The sequence below is a fragment of the Hyalangium ruber genome, from assembly GCF_034259325.1.
GTDB lineage: Bacteria > Myxococcota > Myxococcia > Myxococcales > Myxococcaceae > Hyalangium_A > Hyalangium_A rubrum.
This window is the reverse complement of sequence record NZ_JAXIVS010000012.1, coordinates 302,201-320,250: the sequence shown is the minus strand read 5'-3', so window position 1 is coordinate 320,250 and position 18,050 is coordinate 302,201. Positions and strand designations below refer to the sequence as shown.

The 18,050-nt window shown below is 64.9% G+C and carries 15 protein-coding genes and 5 tRNA genes; all 20 read left to right on the top strand.

From position 1 onward, the window contains the following. Positions 1–5: 5 nt before the first annotated feature. Complete coding sequence (locus SYV04_RS31225) at positions 6–1,010, top strand: ATP-grasp domain-containing protein (protein ID WP_321549612.1); 1,005 nt, start codon at positions 6–8, stop codon at positions 1,008–1,010. A gap of 68 nt (positions 1,011–1,078) precedes the next feature. Continuing rightward, a complete protein-coding gene (locus SYV04_RS31220) occupies positions 1,079–1,528 on the top strand; it encodes a hypothetical protein (RefSeq protein WP_321549611.1) in 450 nt (149 codons plus the stop codon). 5 nt (positions 1,529–1,533) lie between these two features. Beyond that, entirely contained in the window at positions 1,534–2,355 is an 822-nt protein-coding gene (rlmB, locus tag SYV04_RS31215; protein ID WP_321549610.1) for a 23S rRNA (guanosine(2251)-2'-O)-methyltransferase RlmB, read from the top strand. Between the two features lie 108 nt (positions 2,356–2,463). Then, positions 2,464–2,536, top strand: a tRNA-Thr gene (locus tag SYV04_RS31210). A gap of 91 nt (positions 2,537–2,627) precedes the next feature. Then, positions 2,628–2,711 (top strand) — tRNA-Tyr (locus SYV04_RS31205). 9 nt (positions 2,712–2,720) lie between these two features. After that, a tRNA-Gly gene (locus SYV04_RS31200) sits at positions 2,721–2,796 on the top strand. Between the two features lie 22 nt (positions 2,797–2,818). Then, positions 2,819–2,894: transfer RNA gene (locus SYV04_RS31195), tRNA-Thr, on the top strand. Positions 2,895–2,914: 20 nt separating this feature from the next. Next, positions 2,915–4,105: an elongation factor Tu gene (tuf, locus tag SYV04_RS31190; RefSeq protein ID WP_321549400.1), complete on the top strand. Its 1,191-nt coding sequence runs from the start codon at positions 2,915–2,917 to the stop codon at positions 4,103–4,105. Between the two features lie 94 nt (positions 4,106–4,199). Beyond that, on the top strand, positions 4,200–4,364 hold the full coding sequence (rpmG, locus tag SYV04_RS31185; protein WP_002617522.1) for a 50S ribosomal protein L33: 165 nt from the start codon (positions 4,200–4,202) through the stop codon (positions 4,362–4,364). A gap of 12 nt (positions 4,365–4,376) precedes the next feature. Continuing rightward, positions 4,377–4,452: transfer RNA gene (locus SYV04_RS31180), tRNA-Trp, on the top strand. Between the two features lie 77 nt (positions 4,453–4,529). Then, the gene (secE, locus tag SYV04_RS31175; RefSeq protein WP_321549609.1) at positions 4,530–4,973 is read left to right on the top strand and encodes a preprotein translocase subunit SecE; all 444 of its coding nucleotides are present in this window, start codon (positions 4,530–4,532) and stop codon (positions 4,971–4,973) included. Continuing rightward, positions 4,973–5,515, top strand: coding sequence for a transcription termination/antitermination protein NusG (gene nusG, locus SYV04_RS31170; RefSeq protein ID WP_321549608.1), 543 nt, complete (start codon positions 4,973–4,975; stop codon positions 5,513–5,515). The genes secE and nusG overlap by 1 nt, the downstream gene beginning before the upstream one ends. 95 nt (positions 5,516–5,610) lie before the next feature. Then, the gene (rplK, locus tag SYV04_RS31165) at positions 5,611–6,057 is read left to right on the top strand and encodes a 50S ribosomal protein L11 (protein WP_224248662.1); all 447 of its coding nucleotides are present in this window, start codon (positions 5,611–5,613) and stop codon (positions 6,055–6,057) included. Between the two features lie 31 nt (positions 6,058–6,088). Further along, complete coding sequence (gene rplA, locus SYV04_RS31160) at positions 6,089–6,802, top strand: 50S ribosomal protein L1 (protein ID WP_321549607.1); 714 nt, start codon at positions 6,089–6,091, stop codon at positions 6,800–6,802. Positions 6,803–7,181: 379 nt separating this feature from the next. Further along, positions 7,182–7,703 (top strand): 50S ribosomal protein L10, encoded by a 522-nt coding sequence (gene rplJ, locus SYV04_RS31155; RefSeq protein ID WP_321549606.1) that lies wholly within the window; start codon positions 7,182–7,184, stop codon positions 7,701–7,703. 93 nt (positions 7,704–7,796) lie between these two features. Then, complete coding sequence (gene rplL, locus SYV04_RS31150; protein WP_321549605.1) at positions 7,797–8,177, top strand: 50S ribosomal protein L7/L12; 381 nt, start codon at positions 7,797–7,799, stop codon at positions 8,175–8,177. Positions 8,178–8,354: 177 nt separating this feature from the next. Then, complete coding sequence (gene rpoB, locus SYV04_RS31145) at positions 8,355–12,578, top strand: DNA-directed RNA polymerase subunit beta (RefSeq protein ID WP_321549604.1); 4,224 nt, start codon at positions 8,355–8,357, stop codon at positions 12,576–12,578. 134 nt (positions 12,579–12,712) lie between these two features. Then, complete coding sequence (gene rpoC / locus SYV04_RS31140) at positions 12,713–16,927, top strand: DNA-directed RNA polymerase subunit beta' (protein WP_321549603.1); 4,215 nt, start codon at positions 12,713–12,715, stop codon at positions 16,925–16,927. Positions 16,928–17,094: 167 nt separating this feature from the next. Then, complete coding sequence (locus SYV04_RS31135) at positions 17,095–17,517, top strand: hypothetical protein (RefSeq protein WP_321549602.1); 423 nt, start codon at positions 17,095–17,097, stop codon at positions 17,515–17,517. A 144-nt stretch (positions 17,518–17,661) separates the two neighbouring features. After that, positions 17,662–18,009, top strand: a complete 348-nt coding sequence (locus tag SYV04_RS31130; RefSeq protein WP_321549601.1) for a phasin family protein — start codon at positions 17,662–17,664, stop codon at positions 18,007–18,009. The last annotated feature ends 41 nt before the right edge of the window (positions 18,010–18,050 follow it).

Genomic DNA, 18,050 nt, shown 5'->3' with positions numbered 1-18,050 from the left:
CGCCCATGAAGATCACGATCCTCTCGCGCTCCGCTTCCATTCCGTCCACTCGGCGTCTGGTCGAGGCTGGGCGAGAGCGGGGGCACCAGGTGCGCGTGCTGAACCCGGGCCGGGTGGAGATGCACCTGGATGGGCGCAGCGCGAACCTTTACTACAAGCGCAAGAAGCTGCCGCCGTGTGACGTGGTGATCCCGCGCATCGCCCAGTCCATCAACAGCTATGGGCTGGCGGTGGTGAACCAGTTCGGCATCCGCGGCGTGCCGCTGATGAACACGGCGCAGGCCATCGCGCAGTCGCGCAACAAGATGCGCTCGCTGCAACTGCTGTCGGCCCAAGGCATCGATATTCCGGCCACGGTGATGGCGCGCGAGGCGGCGGACCTCAAGGCGATGGTGGGGCTGGTGGGCGGGGTGCCGGTGCTGGTGAAGCTCCTGCAGGGGCAGGAGAAGCACGGGGTGATGGTGTGCGAGAGCCTCCAGTCGCTGGAGGCGGCGCTGGAGGCCGTGCTGGGGCTGGGGCACAACCTCGTGGTGCAGCAGTACGTGAAGCACACCGGCAAGGACGTGCGGGTGCTGGTGGTAGGAGGGCGTGCGGTGGCGGCGGTCTGGCGCCGGCCGAGGGTGGGGCGGCTGTCTCACACGCTGACGCAGGGCGCGAGGCTGGAGGCTGCCGAGCTGACGGAGGCCTGGCGTGGGGTAGCGGAGCGGACGGCGCGGCTGGTGGGGCTCGAGGTCGCGGCGGTGGACATGCTGGACGTGAAGGGGAAGCCCAAGGTCTTCGAGGTGAACAGCTCTCCGGCCCTGCCAGACATGGAGGCCGCCACGGGGATGGATCTCGCCACGCCGCTCATCGAGCGGGCGGAGGCGCTGGTGAACGGCGCGCCTCGAATCGATCAGCCGCCTGCCGAGGGGGTTGAAGGGGCCGTTGGGACAACCGAGCGTGAGCCGGGCTCGACCCGTCGCAAGGTCCCAGGGCGAGCTTCCCGGAAGGTGTCGTCTGGAGGGAGATGAAGAGAAAAGTCTCCCAGCGCGTCGGAAGGGTGGCTATACGCTTGCCCGGTCAACGAGGAGAACGTCCCATGCTGCACTTGCGTCGTCTTGGTCCCATCGCTGCCCTGTGGGTGGCCGTCGCTTGTACCCAGGCTCGCGCCGGGGACGAGGTGGATCCCGCTTCGCTCTATGAGGTCAGCACCGAGGGTAGCTCCACGAAGGTGAAGGCGGGAGAGAAGGGCGTCTTCGTGCTCGCCATCAAGAGCAAGGGCGGCGCGCACGTGTCGGACGAGGCCCCGCTGAAGCTGCAGGTGAAGGGCACACAGCTGGCGCCGGCCAAGGCGGATCTGACCCGGACGGACTCGGTGGCGAAGAAGGCCGAGGGGCAGGCGTTCGTGGATCCGCGCTTCGAGGTGCCCTTCACGGCGGAGGCCGCTGGCCAGGGGACGGTGGACGCGAAGCTCACCTTCTTCATCTGCACGGAGAAGATCTGCGCCCGCCAGCAGAAGACCGTCTCCGTTCCAGTCGAGGTCCAGTAGGCCCTATGCGTGACCGTCCGCCCCGGAGCAGCGAGCCGCGCGAGCGAGAGCAGCGCTACGTCTACGGAGTGAACCCCGTGCTGGAGGCTCTGCGGGCACGCTCGGACGAGGTGGAGCGCCTCTACATCACCGAAGGGCAGCTCGGCTCTCGAGCAGCGGCGGAGATCCTCAGTCGGGCCCGGGATGCGGGCATTCGGGTGGAGCGGGTGGTGCGCGAGCGCTTGGCGACACTCGCGGACGGCGGGGTGCATCAGGGAGTAGTGGCGGAGCTTCGGGGCTTCCGATACGCCGAACTGCCCGACGTCCTTGAAGCGGCCCAGGCGAGCGGGAGGCCGCCCCTGCTGGTGGTGCTGGACGGCATCCAGGACCCGCACAACTTTGGAGCCATCATCCGTTCGGCGCATGCGCTGGGCGCCCACGGCGTCGTCATCGGCAAGGACCGGGCGGTCCAGGTGACCGGGGTGGTAGCCAAGGCCTCGGCGGGGGCGGTGGAGCACTGTCCGATCGTCCGGGTGGTGAACATCTCGCGCGCCCTGGAAGAACTCAAGGAAGCAGGCCTGTGGACGGCCGCAGCGGACCCCGAAGGGAATGAGCCCATGTGGAAGGCTCGCCTGGACGGTCCGCTGGCGCTCGTGGTGGGTGCCGAGGGAGCAGGGGTTCGAGAAGGGGTGCTCAAGCACTGCGACTTCCGCCTGCGGATTCCCATGACGGGTCAGGTCGGTTCTCTGAATGCGTCCGTTTCGGCGGCGATTCTGCTATACGAGGTTGCCCGCCAACGGGGCGGGGGATTGTCGTCGGGTGGCCGCTCAAGGGATCAATCTCCTTGACTTTAGGCGGTCAGGGTCTCTAAAAGGGCCCGCCTTTCGACGCCGGAAACCGGGTGGCCGACGGTGACCGGAGGGGTGGTAGGGGTAGGGTGGGGCAGCCGGAGTAACGCCGGTGTAGCTCAGTCGGTAGAGCAACTGATTTGTAATCAGTAGGTCGCGGGTTCAAGTCCCGCCGCCGGCCAAGGGACGGGGCCGCGGATGAGGGCCCGGACGGAAGAAAAGAAGTAGCGGGGCAGTAAGAAGTAGGCAGTCGTGGTTAGAGGAAAGCTTACGGAGGGATACCCAAGCGGCCAAAGGGAGCAGACTGTAAATCTGCCGGCTCTACGCCTTCGATGGTTCGAATCCATCTCCCTCCATCGGTCAACGCGGGAATAGCTCAGTTGGTAGAGCGTCAGCCTTCCAAGCTGAATGTCGTGGGTTCGAGTCCCATTTCCCGCTCCAACCCGTTGTTGTGCAGTTCCAAGCCCTGATAGCTCAGTTGGCAGAGCGCATCCTTGGTAAGGATGAGGTCACCAGTTCAATCCTGGTTCAGGGCTCCATTTCTCTCTAGAGGAGTGTCATGGCTAAGGAGAAGTTCGAGCGAAACAAGCCCCACGTGAACATCGGTACGATTGGACACGTGGACCACGGCAAGACGTCGCTGACCGCCGCCATCACCAAGGTGCTGGCCAAGACGGGCGGCGCCACGTTCCTGGCCTATGACCAGATCGACAAGGCCCCCGAGGAGCGTGAGCGCGGCATCACCATCTCCACGGCCCACGTGGAGTACCAGACCAAGAACCGCCACTACGCCCACGTCGACTGCCCGGGCCACGCCGACTACGTGAAGAACATGATCACGGGCGCGGCGCAGATGGACGGCGCCATCCTGGTGGTGTCCGCGGCTGACGGCCCGATGCCCCAGACGCGCGAGCACATCCTGCTGGCGCGGCAGGTGGGCGTGCCCTACATCGTCGTCTTCCTGAACAAGGTGGACATGCTGGACGACCCGGAGCTGCGCGAGCTGGTGGAGATGGAGGTTCGCGACCTGCTCAAGAAGTACGACTTCCCGGGCGACCAGATCCCCATCATCCCCGGCAGCGCGCTCAAGGCGCTGGAGGGTGACGCCGGCGAGATTGGCGAGGGAGCCATCCTCAAGCTGATGGAGGCGGTGGACAGCTACATCCCCACCCCGCAGCGCGCCACCGACAAGCCCTTCCTGATGCCGGTGGAGGACGTGTTCTCCATCGCCGGCCGTGGCACCGTGGCCACTGGCCGCGTGGAGCGCGGCAAGATCAAGGTGGGCGAGGAAGTTGAAATTGTCGGTATCCGCCCGACGCAGAAGACGGTCATCACCGGTGTGGAAATGTTCCGCAAGCTGCTGGACGAGGGCATGGCGGGAGACAACATCGGGGCGCTGCTGCGCGGTCTGAAGCGTGAGGACCTGGAGCGCGGGCAGGTGCTGGCCAAGCCGGGCAGCATCATGCCGCACACCAAGTTCAAGGCGCAGGTGTACGTGCTGACGAAGGAAGAGGGAGGCCGTCACACGCCGTTCTTCAAGGGCTACCGTCCCCAGTTCTACTTCCGCACCACGGACGTGACGGGCACGGTGAAGCTGCCGGAGAACGTGGAGATGGTGATGCCGGGCGACAACATCGCCATCGAGGTGGAGCTCATTACTCCGGTGGCCATGGAGAAGGAGCTGCGCTTCGCTATCCGTGAGGGTGGTCGCACGGTGGGCGCCGGCGTCGTTGCCGAGGTCATCGCCTAGTCAGGCGGTTTTCAGGGTTCCACACAGGCACCCAGGTGCCGGGGGGAGGGTCGAGAGACGACCTTCCCCTCTTGCCGTATGAAGAGTTCAGGTCATGCCGAAGGGTAATCGCAGCATCATCTCGCTCGAGTGCACCACGTGCAAGGAGCGGAACTACACGACGACGAAGAACAAGCGGAAGAGCCAGGACAAGCTCGAGCTGAGCAAGTTCTGTCCTCGGTGCCGCAAGCACACGGACCATAAGGAAGGTAAGGTCTAGTCGTAGGTTTCTAGGCCAGTAGCTCCAACGGTAGAGCAGCGGTCTCCAAAACCGCGTGTTGGGGGTTCGAATCCCTCCTGGCCTGCCAGTTCATCGAGAGCGGGGCCCCCGGTGCCCAAAGGTACCGGGGGTCCCTGCCTTTTCCGCAATACCTCGTGAGGCATCATGGCGACCGCATCTGAGGCCAGCCAGCAGGCGAACCGCTCGGCGATGGACCCGAAGCGGCTGGTAGTCATCTTTCTGCTCCTGGCGGGCATCGTCACCGCGCTCTTCTTCGAGCACGTCCTTGGGTTGATCTGGGCTCGCTTCGGCTGGAGCGACCCGGTCCTCATCGAGGGCTCTAGCTGGCGGGTCTCTTCCCTGGTGGGCTACGTGCTGACCGTGGGGTTGGCCATCGCCACCTGGTTCCACCCCAAGAGCCACGCCCTGGCCATCGACATCGCCAGCGAGCTGATGAAGGTGACCTGGCCCTCCTGGCCGGAGACCCGGACGTCGACCGTGGCCGTGGTCATCGCCTCGGTCGTGGCGGCGGTCATCCTCTTTTTCATCGATACCATCGCCTACAACCTGATGGTGGAGTGGCTGCCTGCTGTGTGGGGGAAGCTGTAATGGCGATGAAATGGTACGTCGTCCACACCTACTCGAACTTCGAGAACCAGGCGAAGAAGAGCCTGGAAGAGAAGATCCGCCTCGAGGGCCTGCAGGACCAGTTCGGGGAGATCCTCATCCCGATGGAGCAGGTCGTCGAGATGGTGAAGGGCGAGAAGAAGACGTCCAAGCGTAAGTTCTTCCCGGGCTACATCTTCGTCCAGATGGAGCTCAACGATCGTACCTGGCACCTGGTGAAGAACACCCCGAAGATCACCGGTTTCCCGGGCGCCGCGCAGAACCAGCAGCCCACCCCCATCTCGGATGCCGAGGTGGCTCGGCTGACCTCGCAGATCTCCGAGGGTACCCTCAAGCCGAAGCCCAAGGTGCAGTTCGAGGAGGGCGATACCGTCCGCGTCATCGACGGGCCCTTCGCGAACTTCAACGGCACGGTGGAAGAGGTCAACCCGGAGAAAGGCCGCGTGAAGGTGCTCGTGAGCATCTTCGGACGTGCCACTCCCGTGGAACTCGATTTCATGCAGGTGGAGAAGACCACCGGCTAACCCCCTTCCGCGGTGAGTAGCCGCGGAACCCCAGGTGGGAGGGCCGTCGTCAACGGCCCGCTTGGACCACCTCCTCGAAAGGCAGCCGTCAGCCGATGAAGAAGGTCACAGGACAGGTCAAACTGCAGATTCCCGCCGGTAAGGCGAACCCCGCTCCGCCGATCGGCCCCGCGCTCGGTCAGCAGGGCGTGAACATCATGGAGTTCTGCAAGCAGTTCAACGCGAAGACGCAGGCGGAGGCCAAGGAAGGCCTCATCATCCCGGTCATCATCACCGTGTACCAGGACCGCTCCTTCACGTTCATCCTCAAGACGCCTCCGGCGGCCATCCTCATCAAGAAGGCGGCCGGCCTGCACACCGAGAAGAAGAAGGGCTCGGGCGCCAAGAAGCCGGGCAAGGAGAAGGTGGGGCAGATCACCCGCAAGCAGCTCGAGGAGATCGCCAAGAAGAAGATCCAGGACACCACTGCGGCCTCGCTCGAGGCGGCGATGAACACCATCGCCGGCACTGCGCGTTCCATGGGTATCGACGTCGTCGGCTAAGCCGCCGCCCCCTTCGAAAAGGATTTCTGTCATGCCGAAGATTGCCAAGAAGTTCGCCGCGGCCTCCGCGCTCGTGGATCGCAACAAGCGCTACACCATCGCCGAGGGCTTCCAGCTCCTGAAGAAGACGGTGGATGCGCGCGCAACCAAGTTCGACCAGACCGTCGACGTCGCCATCAACCTGGGCGTGGACCCGAAGCACGCGGACCAGATGGTCCGTGGCGCCGTGGTGCTCCCGCACGGCACCGGCGCCATTGTGCGCGTCGCCGTGTTCGCCAAGGGCGAGAAGGCCACCGAGGCCGAGGGTGCTGGCGCGGACGTGGTGGGCGGGGATGATCTCGCCAAGCGCATCGAGGGTGGTTTCCTCGATTTCGACACCGTCATCGCCACCCCGGACATGATGGGCGTGGTCGGTCGCCTCGGTAAGGTGCTCGGTCCCCGTGGCCTCATGCCCAACCCCAAGGTGGGCACGGTCACCATGGACGTGAAGAAGGCCATCTCTGATGCCAAGGGCGGTAAGGTTGACTTCCGCGCCGAAAAGGCCGGCATCGTCCACGTGAAGATGGGCAAGTCCTCCTTCACGGCCGACAAGCTTGAGGCCAACTTCAACACCCTGGTGGACCTCATCATGAAGCTCAAGCCGGCCACCGCCAAGGGCGTCTACCTGAAGGGCGTCGCCGTCTCCACCACCATGGGGCCCGGCATCAAGATCGACACCACCGAGATCCTCGCCCGGCACCGCTAGCCAGGCAGGCGGCCGCTCATGGGTGGGCTTTTTGGGCCCGTCTGTCAGCGGCCGAACATTCTGTCGGTCGAAAAGACTGGATCTTTGCTGAAGCCGGGGGTATAGGCCCCCGGCTTTTGCAATTCGGGCGCCACGTCGTTAGACGGGGTTCCCAACCCTGGTCCATGACAGCAGGGACCGAGAAGGCGGCGCGTCACCCGTTGGCAACCGGGCAACCGGTCGGGAGCGCGGTGTCCTCCTCGGTTCAAACGACCGCGAGGTCAGCCCTGCCGAGACTTGGAGGTGCGGTGTGGTGCCTCTCGAAGGCTCCTCTCGCTCTGCCACTTGGCCCAGGCATCAAGCCCGCCACACGGTGGGCCTCGTAAGGAGGTGAGTCAAGGTGCAGAAGAGCGAGAAGGAAGAAATGATCAAGGAACTCAGCGAAAAGTTCCAGCGGGCTCAGACCGCGATCGTCGCTGAGTTTTCCAAGTTGGACGTGGAGACCGTGACCAAGCTTCGCCGGAAGTTCCGCGAGGGCAAGGTCGAGTACAAGGTCATCAAGAACACCCTCGCCAAGCGGGCGGCCAAGGGAACGTCGGTGGAGGTTATCTCCGGCGATTTCACGGGCCCGGTGGCGTTGGCCATCAGCTACGAAGACGTCGCGGCCCCGGCGAAGATCCTCACCGAGTTCATCAAGGACTTGGAGACGATCAAGATCCGGAGCGCGGTCGTTCAGGGCCGGAAGGTCGATGTCGAGGGCGTGAAGGCTCTGGCGAAGATGCCGGGTCTGCCGGAACTGCGTGCTCAGCTGCTGGGGATGTTGACCCAGCCGGCCGGCATGTTCGTCCGGACGCTGGCGGCTCCCGGTGCGCAGCTGGCGCGGGTCCTCCAGGCGAACGTCGACAAGGGCGAGTCCAAGTAAACGAATCGAGAAGCATTACCACTGTCAACCTCCGGCCTTTTCTCCCCTCAGGGGCCATGGCCGGTTAGATGAACCAAGAAGGAAGATTTCAAAATGGCTGCAGACATCAACGCGCTGATTGACCAGCTCTCCCAGCTCACCGTCATGGAGGCGGCGAACCTGGTGAAGGAGCTTGAGAAGAAGTGGGGCGTTTCCGCCGCTGCCGTCGCCGTCGCCGCTGGCCCGGCCGCTGGTGGCGCCGCCGCCGCTCCTGTCGAGGAGAAGACGGAGTTCACGATCGTTCTGGCCAACGCCGGCGCGAACAAGATCAACGTCATCAAGGAGATCCGCGCCATCACCGGCCTGGGCCTGAAGGAGGCCAAGGACCTGGTCGAGGGCGCTCCCAAGACGGTCAAGGAAGGCGTCAACAAGGACGACGCCAAGAAGATCAAGGACCAGCTCACCGCGGCTGGCGCCACCGTCGAGGTCAAGTAGTTCCCTCAGGCAGCGCCTGGTACCGAGAAATTCCAGGCGCTACCTGACCGGATGAGCAGGCCGGCGCTCCCTGAGAGGGGACGCCGGCTTTGCCCATTTGACGATTCCAAATTTCTCGACGCCGCCGCGCGTTACTGAAGTTTGCCCCGCCCGAGCAGCCCCGTCTCCGGAGAACGAATGCCGACGCAGATCCAGAACAACTTCCGCGTGCGGAAGACCTTCGCCAAGATCGCGAAGATCATCGACATTCCCAATCTTATCAACATCCAGAAGCAGTCCTACGAGAAGTTCCTCCAGGCCGACATCGCCCCGGAGAAGCGCGAGGACATCGGCCTTCAGGGTGTCTTCAAGTCGGTGTTTCCGATCCGCGACTTCAACGAGACGTCCTCGCTGGAGTTCGTCAGCTACCACCTGGAGAAGCCCAAGTACGACGTGGATGAGTGCCACCAGCGTGGCATGACCTACTCGGCGCCCATCAAGGTCGTCGTCCGCCTGGTCGTGTGGGACAAGGACGAGGAGACCGGCGCCCAGTCCATCCGCGACGTGAAGGAGCAGGAGGTCTACTTCGGCGAAATCCCGCTGATGACCCAGAACGGCACCTTCATCATCAACGGTACGGAGCGCGTGGTGGTGAGCCAGCTGCACCGCAGCCCTGGCGCCTTCTTCGACCACGACAAGGGCAAGAGCCACTCGTCGGGCAAGCTGCTCTACAACGCTCGCATCATCCCGTACCGCGGCTCGTGGATCGACTTCGAGTTCGACCACAAGGACGTGCTGTACGTGCGCATCGACCGGCGCCGCAAGCTGCCGGCCACGGTGCTCATCCGCGCCCTGGGCGCCGTGCAGGACACCGCCAAGAAGAACCCGCTGACGTTCGGGGGCTCCACCGAGGAGATCCTCAACTACTACTACGCCACCGAGACCATCTATCTCACCAGCAGCACTGACTTCGAGAAGTCGGTGGAGCTGGAGCTGCTGCCCGGTCAGCGCGCCACGCGCGACATCAAGACCAAGACGGGCGAGCTGATCGTCAAGAAGAACCGCAAGTTCACCCGCGCCGCCATCAAGAAGCTCGAGGCGGCGAAGATGAAGACGCTGCCCATCGACGCGGACGAGCTCTTCACCAAGGTGTCCGCCTACGACGTGGTGGACGAGAACACCGGCGAGGTCATCCTCGAGTGCAATGAGGAGGTCAGCCAGGACAAGGTGGACGATCTCCTCAAGCGCAACATCAAGGAGTTCAAGGTCCTGTTCATCGACAACCTCAACGTGGGTCCGTACCTGCGTGAGACGCTGATGATGGACAAGATCGAGACCCCTGAGCAGGCGATCATGGAGATCTACCGTCGTCTGCGCCCGGGTGATCCCCCGACGCCGGAGACGGCCACCAACCTGTTCAGCAACCTGTTCTTCAACCCCGAGCGCTACGACCTGTCCAAGGTCGGCCGCCTCAAGCTGAACTTCAAGTTCAGCCTCGAGGAGCCTCTCGACGGGCAGATCCTCACCAAGCGCGACATCCTCGAGGTCATCCGCTACCTGGTGGACCTCAAGAACGGCAAGGGGACGATCGACGACATCGACCACCTCGGCAACCGGCGCGTGCGCGCGGTGGGCGAGCTGCTCGAGAACCAGTACCGCATCGGTCTGGTCCGCATGGAGCGCGCGATCAAGGAGCGCATGAGCCTCCAGGAGATCGAGACGCTCATGCCGCACGACCTGATCAACGCCAAGCCTGTCACGGCGGTGATCAAGGAGTTCTTCGGGTCCAGCCAGCTGTCGCAGTTCATGGACCAGACGAACCCTCTGTCCGAGGTGACCCACAAGCGTCGCCTGTCCGCCCTTGGGCCCGGCGGCCTCACCCGCGAGCGCGCGGGCTTCGAAGTGCGCGACGTGCATCCGACGCACTACGGCCGCATCTGCCCCATCGAGACGCCGGAAGGCCCGAACATCGGCCTCATCGCGTCGCTGTCCACCTACGCCCGCGTCAACGAGTTCGGCTTCGTCGAGACTCCGTACCGTAAGGTGGAGGCTGGCTCGGTGACCGCCGACGTGGCGTTCTACTCGGCCCTCGAGGAGGAGAAGCACACCATCGGTCAGGCCAACGCGGAGACGGACAAGAAGGGCAAGTTCATCAACGCCCTCGTGTCCTCTCGCCGCGGTGGTGAGTTCGTCCAGGCGAAGGCCGAGGACGTGGACCTGATGGACGTGTCGCCGAACCAGCTCGTGTCGGTGGCCGCCTCGCTCATCCCGTTCCTTGAGAACGACGACGCCAACCGCGCCCTCATGGGCTCGAACATGCAGCGTCAGGCCGTGCCGCTGCTGCGCACCGCGGCTCCGCTCGTGGGCACCGGTATCGAGGCCATCGTGGCCCGCGACTCCGGCGTTACCTGCGTGGCCCGTCGCGATGGCATCGTGGAGTCCGTGGACGCCAGCCGCATCGTGGTCAAGGCGGAGACGCCCGCGGCCCTGAGCGACGTGTCGTCCGAGGTCGACATCTACAACCTGCTCAAGTACCAGCGCTCCAACCAGAACACGTGCCTCAACCAGAAGCCCATCGTTCGCAAGGGCGACCGGGTGAAGAAGGGTGACGTGATCGCCGACGGTCCCGCGACCGAGACGGGCGAGCTGGCGCTGGGCCAGAACGTGGTCGTCGCGTTCATGCCCTGGCAGGGTTACAACTTCGAGGACTCCATCCTCATCAGCGAGCGCATCCTCAAGGAGGACATCTTCACGTCCATCCACATCGAGGAGTTCGAGTGCATCGCGCGCGACACCAAGCTGGGCAAGGAGGAGATCACCCGCGACATCCCGAACGTGGGTGAGGAGGCCCTCAAGGACCTCGACGAGAGCGGCATCATCCGCATCGGTGCCGAGGTGAAGCCCGGCGACGTGCTGGTCGGCAAGATCACTCCGAAGGGCGAGACCCAGCTCTCTCCCGAGGAGAAGCTGCTGCGCGCCATCTTCGGTGAGAAGGCCGGCGATGTTCGCGACAGCTCCCTGCGCGTGCCCCCCGGCGTGGTCGGCACCGTCATCAACGCCAAGGTGTTCAGCCGCAAGGGCGTGGAGAAGGACGAGCGCGCCAAGCAGATCGAGTCGGCCGAGGAGGCCAAGCTCCTCAAGGACCAGAACGACGAGATCAAGGTCCTCCAGGACAGCGCCTTCAACCGCATCCGCGCGCTGCTCCGGACCAAGGAGGCCCAGGGCAAGCTCGTGGACGACAAGGGCAAGATCCTCCTGAAGAAGGGGGACATCCTCAACGACGAGCTGCTCGCGACCATCCCGTACAAGTACTGGTCGGAGATCTCCGTCGGTGACCCGCTCGACGGCCGCATCCGCGACATCCTCAAGAACCTCGAGGAGACCAAGGAGGCCGTGAAGCTGGCCTTCGGCGAGAAGATCGCTCGCATCAAGAAGGGCGATGAGCTCCCGCCGGGCGTCATCAAGATGGTGAAGGTGTACGTCGCCATCAAGCGCAAGCTGGCCGTGGGTGACAAGATGGCCGGTCGCCACGGCAACAAGGGTGTGGTGTCCCGCATCCTCCCCGAGGAGGACCTGCCGTACCTGGAGGATGGCCGTCCGGTGGACATCGTCCTCAACCCGCTCGGCGTTCCCAGCCGCATGAACATCGGGCAGATCCTCGAGACGCACCTGGGCTGGGCCGCCAAGGGCGTGGGCGAGCAGCTGCAGCGCTACATCGACGAGAACTACTCGGGCGAGAACCTCAAGAAGCAGCTGAAGGTCGTCTACGACGACAAGGCCTTCGGCGACTTCGTGGACACGCTGCCCGACGACGAGGTGAAGATCCTCTGCCAGCGGCTGAAGAAGGGCATCCATGTCGCCACGCCGGTGTTCGACGGCGCGCGCGAGACGGAGATCCACTCGCTCTTCGACGAGGCGCGGCTGCCTCGCACCGGCCAGATGGTGCTCTTCGATGGCCGCACCGGTGAGCCGTTCGACCAGAACGTCACCGTGGGCGTCATGTACATCCTGAAGCTGCACCACCTGGTGGACGAGAAGATCCACGCGCGGTCCATCGGGCCCTACTCCCTGGTCACGCAGCAGCCCCTGGGCGGCAAGGCCCAGTTCGGCGGTCAGCGTCTGGGAGAGATGGAAGTCTGGGCGATGGAGGCCTACGGCGCCGCGTACACGCTGCAGGAGTTCCTCACGGTCAAGTCGGACGACGTGGTGGGCCGCACGCGCATGTACGAGGCGATCGTCAAGGGCGACAACGTCCTGGAGTCCGGTCTGCCCGAGTCCTTCAACGTGCTTCTCAAGGAGCTCCAGTCGCTGGCCCTGGACGTGGAGCTGCTGGAGAGCGCGCCGCCCGAGCGTCAGCGCTCGTTCGGCGGGGACTTCGGTGGCGGTGACGGCGAGGATCGCAAGACGGGGACCGAGGCGTAGGCGATACGCGGAGTAACTCAGGCGCCGCCCAGCCGGCTGCTCGCTCCCAAGAGGGGCGGGCAGCCTGAGCCGAGCGGCGGCGCAGTCCCGCAACGGAAGGGCGCTTCGGCGCTCAGAGAGATTTCGGAGGCAACGTGAAGGACATTTTCAACTTCTTCGAGAAGCCCAAGGACCCGCTGTCGTTCAACGCCATCCGCATCGCGTTGGCGTCGCCGGACAAGATCCGTCAGTGGTCCCACGGTGAGGTGAAGAAGCCGGAGACCATCAACTACCGCACCTTCAAGCCGGAGCGGGACGGCCTGTTCTGCGCCCGCATCTTCGGGCCGGTGAAGGACTACGAGTGCAACTGCGGCAAGTACAAGCGCATGAAGCACCGTGGCGTGGTGTGCGAGAAGTGCGGCGTGGAGGTGATTCAGTCCAAGGTGCGCCGTGAGCGCCTGGGCCACATCACCCTGGCCACGCCCGTGGCCCACATCTGGTTCCTCAAGTCGCTGCCGAGCCGAATCGGTAACCTGCTCGACATCACCCTGAAGGAGCTGGAGAAGGTCCTCTACTGCGAGAGCTACATCGTCCTCGATCCGAAGGCGACGCCGCTGATGAAGGGCGAGCTCATCTCGGAGGAGAAGATGCACCGGCTCTTCCAGGAGCACGGTGAGGACTCGTTCACCGCCGGCATGGGCGGCGAGGCCGTCCGCGAGCTGCTCAAGTCCATCGAGGTGGAGAAGCTCTCGGAGGACCTGCGCCGTGACATGCGCGAGACCAACAGCGAGGCCAAGCGGAAGAAGTACGCCAAGCGCCTGAAGGTCGCCGAGGCCTTCCGCTCCTCGGGCAACAAGCCCGAGTGGATGATGCTGGACGTCATCCCCGTCATCCCGCCCGACCTGCGCCCGCTGGTTCCGCTGGATGGTGGTCGCTTCGCCACGTCCGACCTGAACGACCTGTACCGCCGCGTCATCAACCGCAACAACCGTCTCAAGCGGCTGCAGGAGCTCAACGCTCCGGACATCATCATCCGCAACGAGAAGCGCATGCTCCAGGAGGCTGTCGACGCGCTGTTCGACAACGGCCGCCGCGGCAAGACCATCACCGGCCCCAACAAGCGGCCGCTGAAGTCGCTGTCCGACATGCTCAAGGGCAAGCAGGGCCGGTTCCGCCAGAACCTGCTCGGCAAGCGCGTGGACTACTCGGGTCGTTCCGTGATCGTCGTGGGCCCGGAGCTCAAGCTCCACCAGTGCGGCCTGCCGAAGATCATGGCGCTCGAGCTCTTCAAGCCGTTCATCTACAACAAGCTCGAAGAGAAGGGCTACGTCACCACCATCAAGAGCGCCAAGAAGATGGTGGAGAAGGAGCGTCCCGAGGTGTGGGACATCCTCGAGGACGTGATCCGCGAGCACCCGGTGCTCCTCAACCGCGCCCCCACGCTGCACCGCCTCGGCATGCAGGCCTTCGAGCCCGTCCTCATCGAGGGCAAGGCCATCCAGCTGCACCCGCTGGTGTGCGCCGCCTTCAACGCGGACTTCGACGGCGACCAGATGGCCGTTCACGTGCCCCTGTCCATCGAGGCTCAGATGGAGGCGCGCGTGCTGATGATGTCCACCAACAACATCCTCAGCCCCGCGCACGGCAAGCCCATCATCGTCCCCACGCAGGACATGGTGCTCGGCATCTACTACATGACGCGCGCCCGAGAGTTCGCCCACGGCGAAGGCCGCGTGTTCGCCTCTCCCGAGGAGGTGCGCGCCGCGTACGACCACCACGAGGTGCATCTGCAGGCGAAGGTCGTCTGCCGCATCGACGGCAAGCGCAAGGAGACCACGGTGGGCCGCGTCCTGCTGTGGGACATCGTCCCGCGCAAGGTCGGCTTCGACGCCATCAACAAGGTGCTCGACAAGAAGTCGCTCGGCTCGCTGATCGATCTCTGCTACCGCCTCACCGGCGAGAAGGAGACGGTGCTGCTGGCCGACCGCATCCGCAGCCTCGGCTACACCAACGCGACCCGCGCCGGCATCTCCATCGCGCTCAAGGACATGGTCATTCCTGCCAAGAAGCAGGAGTTCCTGGACTTCGCGCGCAAGGAGGTCGCCGAGATCGAGAACCAGTACCTCGAGGGCCTCATCACCGACGGTGAGCGCTACAACAAGGTCATCGATATCTGGGCGGAGATCACCGAGAAGGTCGCCGGCGAGATGATGCAGCAGATCTCGCAGGAAGAGGCCTCGGGTGAGGGCAAGGACGGCAAGCGCGAGACGCGCAAGCAGCCCTCCTTCAACCCCATCTACATCATGGCCGACTCCGGCGCCCGCGGCTCCGCCCAGCAGATTCGTCAGCTGGCCGGTATGCGTGGCCTCATGGCCAAGCCCTCGGGTGAAATCATCGAGACGCCCATCACGGCCAACTTCCGTGAAGGCCTCTCGGTGCTCCAGTACTTCATCTCGACGCACGGCGCTCGTAAGGGTCTGGCGGACACGGCGCTCAAGACGGCCAACTCCGGTTACCTCACCCGCCGTCTCGTGGACGTGGCGCAGGACGCCATCATCAACGAGTACGACTGCGGCACCATGGACGGTCTCTTCATCGGCGCCCTGGTGGAGGGCGGCGAGATCATCGAGCCGCTCGGTGAGCGCATCCTCGGCCGCGTGGCCCTGGACGACATCCTCGATCCCGTCACGGGCGAGGTGCTGGTGCGCGCCAACGAGGAGATCGACGAGGACCGCGTCCGCCGCATCGAGAACAGCGGTCTGGACAAGGTGAAGATCCGCTCGGTGCTCACCTGCCAGGCCAAGCGCGGCATCTGCGTGGAGTGCTACGGCCGTGATCTGGCCCGTGGCCGCAAGGTGTCCATCGGCGAGGCCGTGGGCGTCATCGCGGCGCAGTCCATCGGCGAGCCGGGTACTCAGCTCACGATGCGCACCTTCCACATCGGTGGTGCGGCGACGCGGCGCGCGGAGCAGTCCAGCCTCGAGAACCGGTATGCCGGTACGGTGAAGTTCTCCGGCCTCATCACGGTGCAGAAGACGGATGGCACCCTGGTGGCGATGAACCGCAACGGTGAGCTCGTTGTCGTCGACGACAGCGGCCGCGAGCGCGAGCGCTACCAGGTCATCTACGGCGCCCGCATCCTCGTCAAGGAGGGCCAGCGCATCGAGGCGGCCACCCTCCTGGCCGAGTGGGATCCGTTCGCCATCCCGCTGCTCACCGAGGTGGGCGGTGTCGTGCGCTACGAGGACATCATCGAAGGCGTCACGATGAGCGAGGCCCTCGACGAGGTGACCGGCCTCAGCCGTAAGACGGTCATCGAGTCGAAGGATCCCGAGGCCCGTCCGCGCATCACCATCCGTGATGCGCAGGGCAACGTGAAGGATCTGCCCAGCTCCAGGAACCCGGCGAGCTACTTCCTGCCCCAGGGCTCGATCATCACCGTCAACGATGGTGACGAGATCCACCCGGGCGAGGTCATCGCCAAGGTGCCCCGCGAGACCACGAAGACCAAGGACATCACGGGCGGTCTGCCCCGCGTGGCCGAGCTCTTCGAGGCCCGCAAGCCGAAGGACGCGGCGGCCATCGCCGAGATCGACGGCGTGGTGTCGTTCGGCAAGGACACCAAGGGCAAGCGCAAGCTCATCATCACCCCCGAGGTGAACAATGAGGCGCGCACCGACCTGGCCAAGGAGTACCTGATCTCCAAGGGCAAGAACATCAGCGTCCACTCGGGTGACCGCGTGAAGGCCGGTGAGGCGCTCATGGACGGCGCCGCCAACCCGCACGACATCCTCAAGGTGCTCGGCGAGAAGGAGCTCGCTCGCTACCTGGTGGACGAGGTGCAGGAGGTCTACCGACTCCAGGGCGTGAAGATCAACGACAAGCACATCGAGACGATCGTCCGGCAGATGCTGCGCCGGGTGCGCGTCACCGAGGTGGGCGACACCAACTTCCTGGTCGACGAGCAGGTCGAGAAGTGGGTGTTCGAGGAGGAGAACGAGAAGGTCATGGCCGAGGGCAAGCGCCCGGCCGTGGGCGAGCCGCTGCTGCTCGGCATCACCAAGGCCTCGCTCTCCACCGAGTCGTTCATCTCGGCGTCCTCCTTCCAGGAGACCACCAAGGTGCTCACCGAGGCCGCCATCAACGGCAAGGTGGACTACCTGCGCGGCCTCAAGGAGAACGTCATCATGGGCCGCCTCATCCCCGCCGGTACGGGTCTGCCCAACTACCGCCACCTCGACATCGAGGTGGAGAGCCCCACCGACGAGGTCAACGAGATGGAGGCCGCCCTGGCCGCCACCCACGGCGACTCGGCGCCCATGCAGTCCTCGCCGCGCTCCGGTGGCAGCCAGACCACGGACGCCGCCTAAGCGTCCGCTCGGCCTGAGCGCCTGAAGTTCCGCCGCCGCCCTGGCACCTCGCTGGGGCGGCGGTTGTCTTTTGGACACTTCGGGGGTGTCCCCCGGTTGACGTTGATGATGCGCCGCGTTATCTGTGACGCGTTACGTCAAACGCAGCGCAAACGGGGAGGACGCATATGGCAGCCAACGGCAAGTCGCGGAACCTGGAGTCTTTCGTGAAGCAGCAGCTCGAGGGCGCGCAGAAGCGCTTCGGGGACCTGGAGCAGGAGGCCGGCAAGGTGTTCCGGACGCTGAAGGCCCGGAGCAAGGGCCAGGCACGGGAGGTGGAGAAGCTCCTGGGCCAGATCAACTCCGACGCGCTGCTGGAGAACCCGAAGGTGAAGGAGTTCGGCCGCAAGGCGACGCAGGTGAGCACCGACCTGCGCAAGCGCCTGGATGGGCTGCAGACGAAGGCCGTCGAGGCGGTGGGCGTGGCCAGCCAGGCGCAGGTGAAGGAGCTCAACCGCGAGCTGTCCCGCCTGTCCAAGAAGCTCGACCAGCTCCTGCCTGCCTCGGTGAAGAAGGTCACCTCCCGGGGCTCCCGAGTGTCGGCTTCGTGACGCACTGAGTCTTGCGTGGGTCAACGGAGGGAAGGGTAGGGAGGACACTGCCGTTCCCTTCGACCCCGGGGTGTGCTTACTTCCAGCCCATCTTTTCCCTAGTCCCGGGCTTTTCAGGCCTGGGCACACTCCCGGAGTGACCGAATGGACAAGCCAGAGGCCCCCCGAGAGAAGCACCCCGTCGCTGAAACTTTCGAGCGGGTATGGAGTCAGGCCCTGGGGGCCGTGACCACCGCGGAGGAAGAGGTACAGCGCACCCTCCAGCGCGTGGCCTCCGCCGCCGGTTGGAGCCAGGAAGAAGTGAAGCGCCAGGCGCGGGAGTTCACCGAGCGGCTGGTGGGGCACCGTAAGGAACTGGAGCGCGGCGTGGAGGAGGCGGTTCGCGGCGCCGTGGCCCGGCTGAAGGTCCCCAAGCGGGAGGAACTCCAGGACTTCGAGGCGCGCTTGGGGCGGTTGGCCGAGCGCATCGAAGCGCTGGGGCAGAAGAAGTGACGGTCCCCCCTGTGGGAGCCTCGGGCAGCAAGTGGCTGGCC

Bases quoted from the DNA above. Each gene is read 5' to 3' on its own strand.
- SYV04_RS31225 (WP_321549612.1), top strand. From the start codon at position 6: ATGAAGATCACGATCCTCTCGCGCTCCGCTTCCATTCCGTCCACTCGG.
- SYV04_RS31220 (WP_321549611.1), top strand. From the start codon at position 1,079: ATGCTGCACTTGCGTCGTCTTGGTCCCATCGCTGCCCTGTGGGTGGCC.
- rlmB (WP_321549610.1), top strand. From the start codon at position 1,534: ATGCGTGACCGTCCGCCCCGGAGCAGCGAGCCGCGCGAGCGAGAGCAG.
- tuf (WP_321549400.1), top strand. From the start codon at position 2,915: ATGGCTAAGGAGAAGTTCGAGCGAAACAAGCCCCACGTGAACATCGGT.
- rpmG (WP_002617522.1), top strand. From the start codon at position 4,200: ATGCCGAAGGGTAATCGCAGCATCATCTCGCTCGAGTGCACCACGTGC.
- secE (WP_321549609.1), top strand. From the start codon at position 4,530: ATGGCGACCGCATCTGAGGCCAGCCAGCAGGCGAACCGCTCGGCGATG.
- nusG (WP_321549608.1), top strand. From the start codon at position 4,973: ATGGCGATGAAATGGTACGTCGTCCACACCTACTCGAACTTCGAGAAC.
- rplK (WP_224248662.1), top strand. From the start codon at position 5,611: ATGAAGAAGGTCACAGGACAGGTCAAACTGCAGATTCCCGCCGGTAAG.
- rplA (WP_321549607.1), top strand. From the start codon at position 6,089: ATGCCGAAGATTGCCAAGAAGTTCGCCGCGGCCTCCGCGCTCGTGGAT.
- rplL (WP_321549605.1), top strand. From the start codon at position 7,797: ATGGCTGCAGACATCAACGCGCTGATTGACCAGCTCTCCCAGCTCACC.
- rpoB (WP_321549604.1), top strand. From the start codon at position 8,355: ATGCCGACGCAGATCCAGAACAACTTCCGCGTGCGGAAGACCTTCGCC.
- SYV04_RS31135 (WP_321549602.1), top strand. From the start codon at position 17,095: ATGGCAGCCAACGGCAAGTCGCGGAACCTGGAGTCTTTCGTGAAGCAG.
- SYV04_RS31130 (WP_321549601.1), top strand. From the start codon at position 17,662: ATGGACAAGCCAGAGGCCCCCCGAGAGAAGCACCCCGTCGCTGAAACT.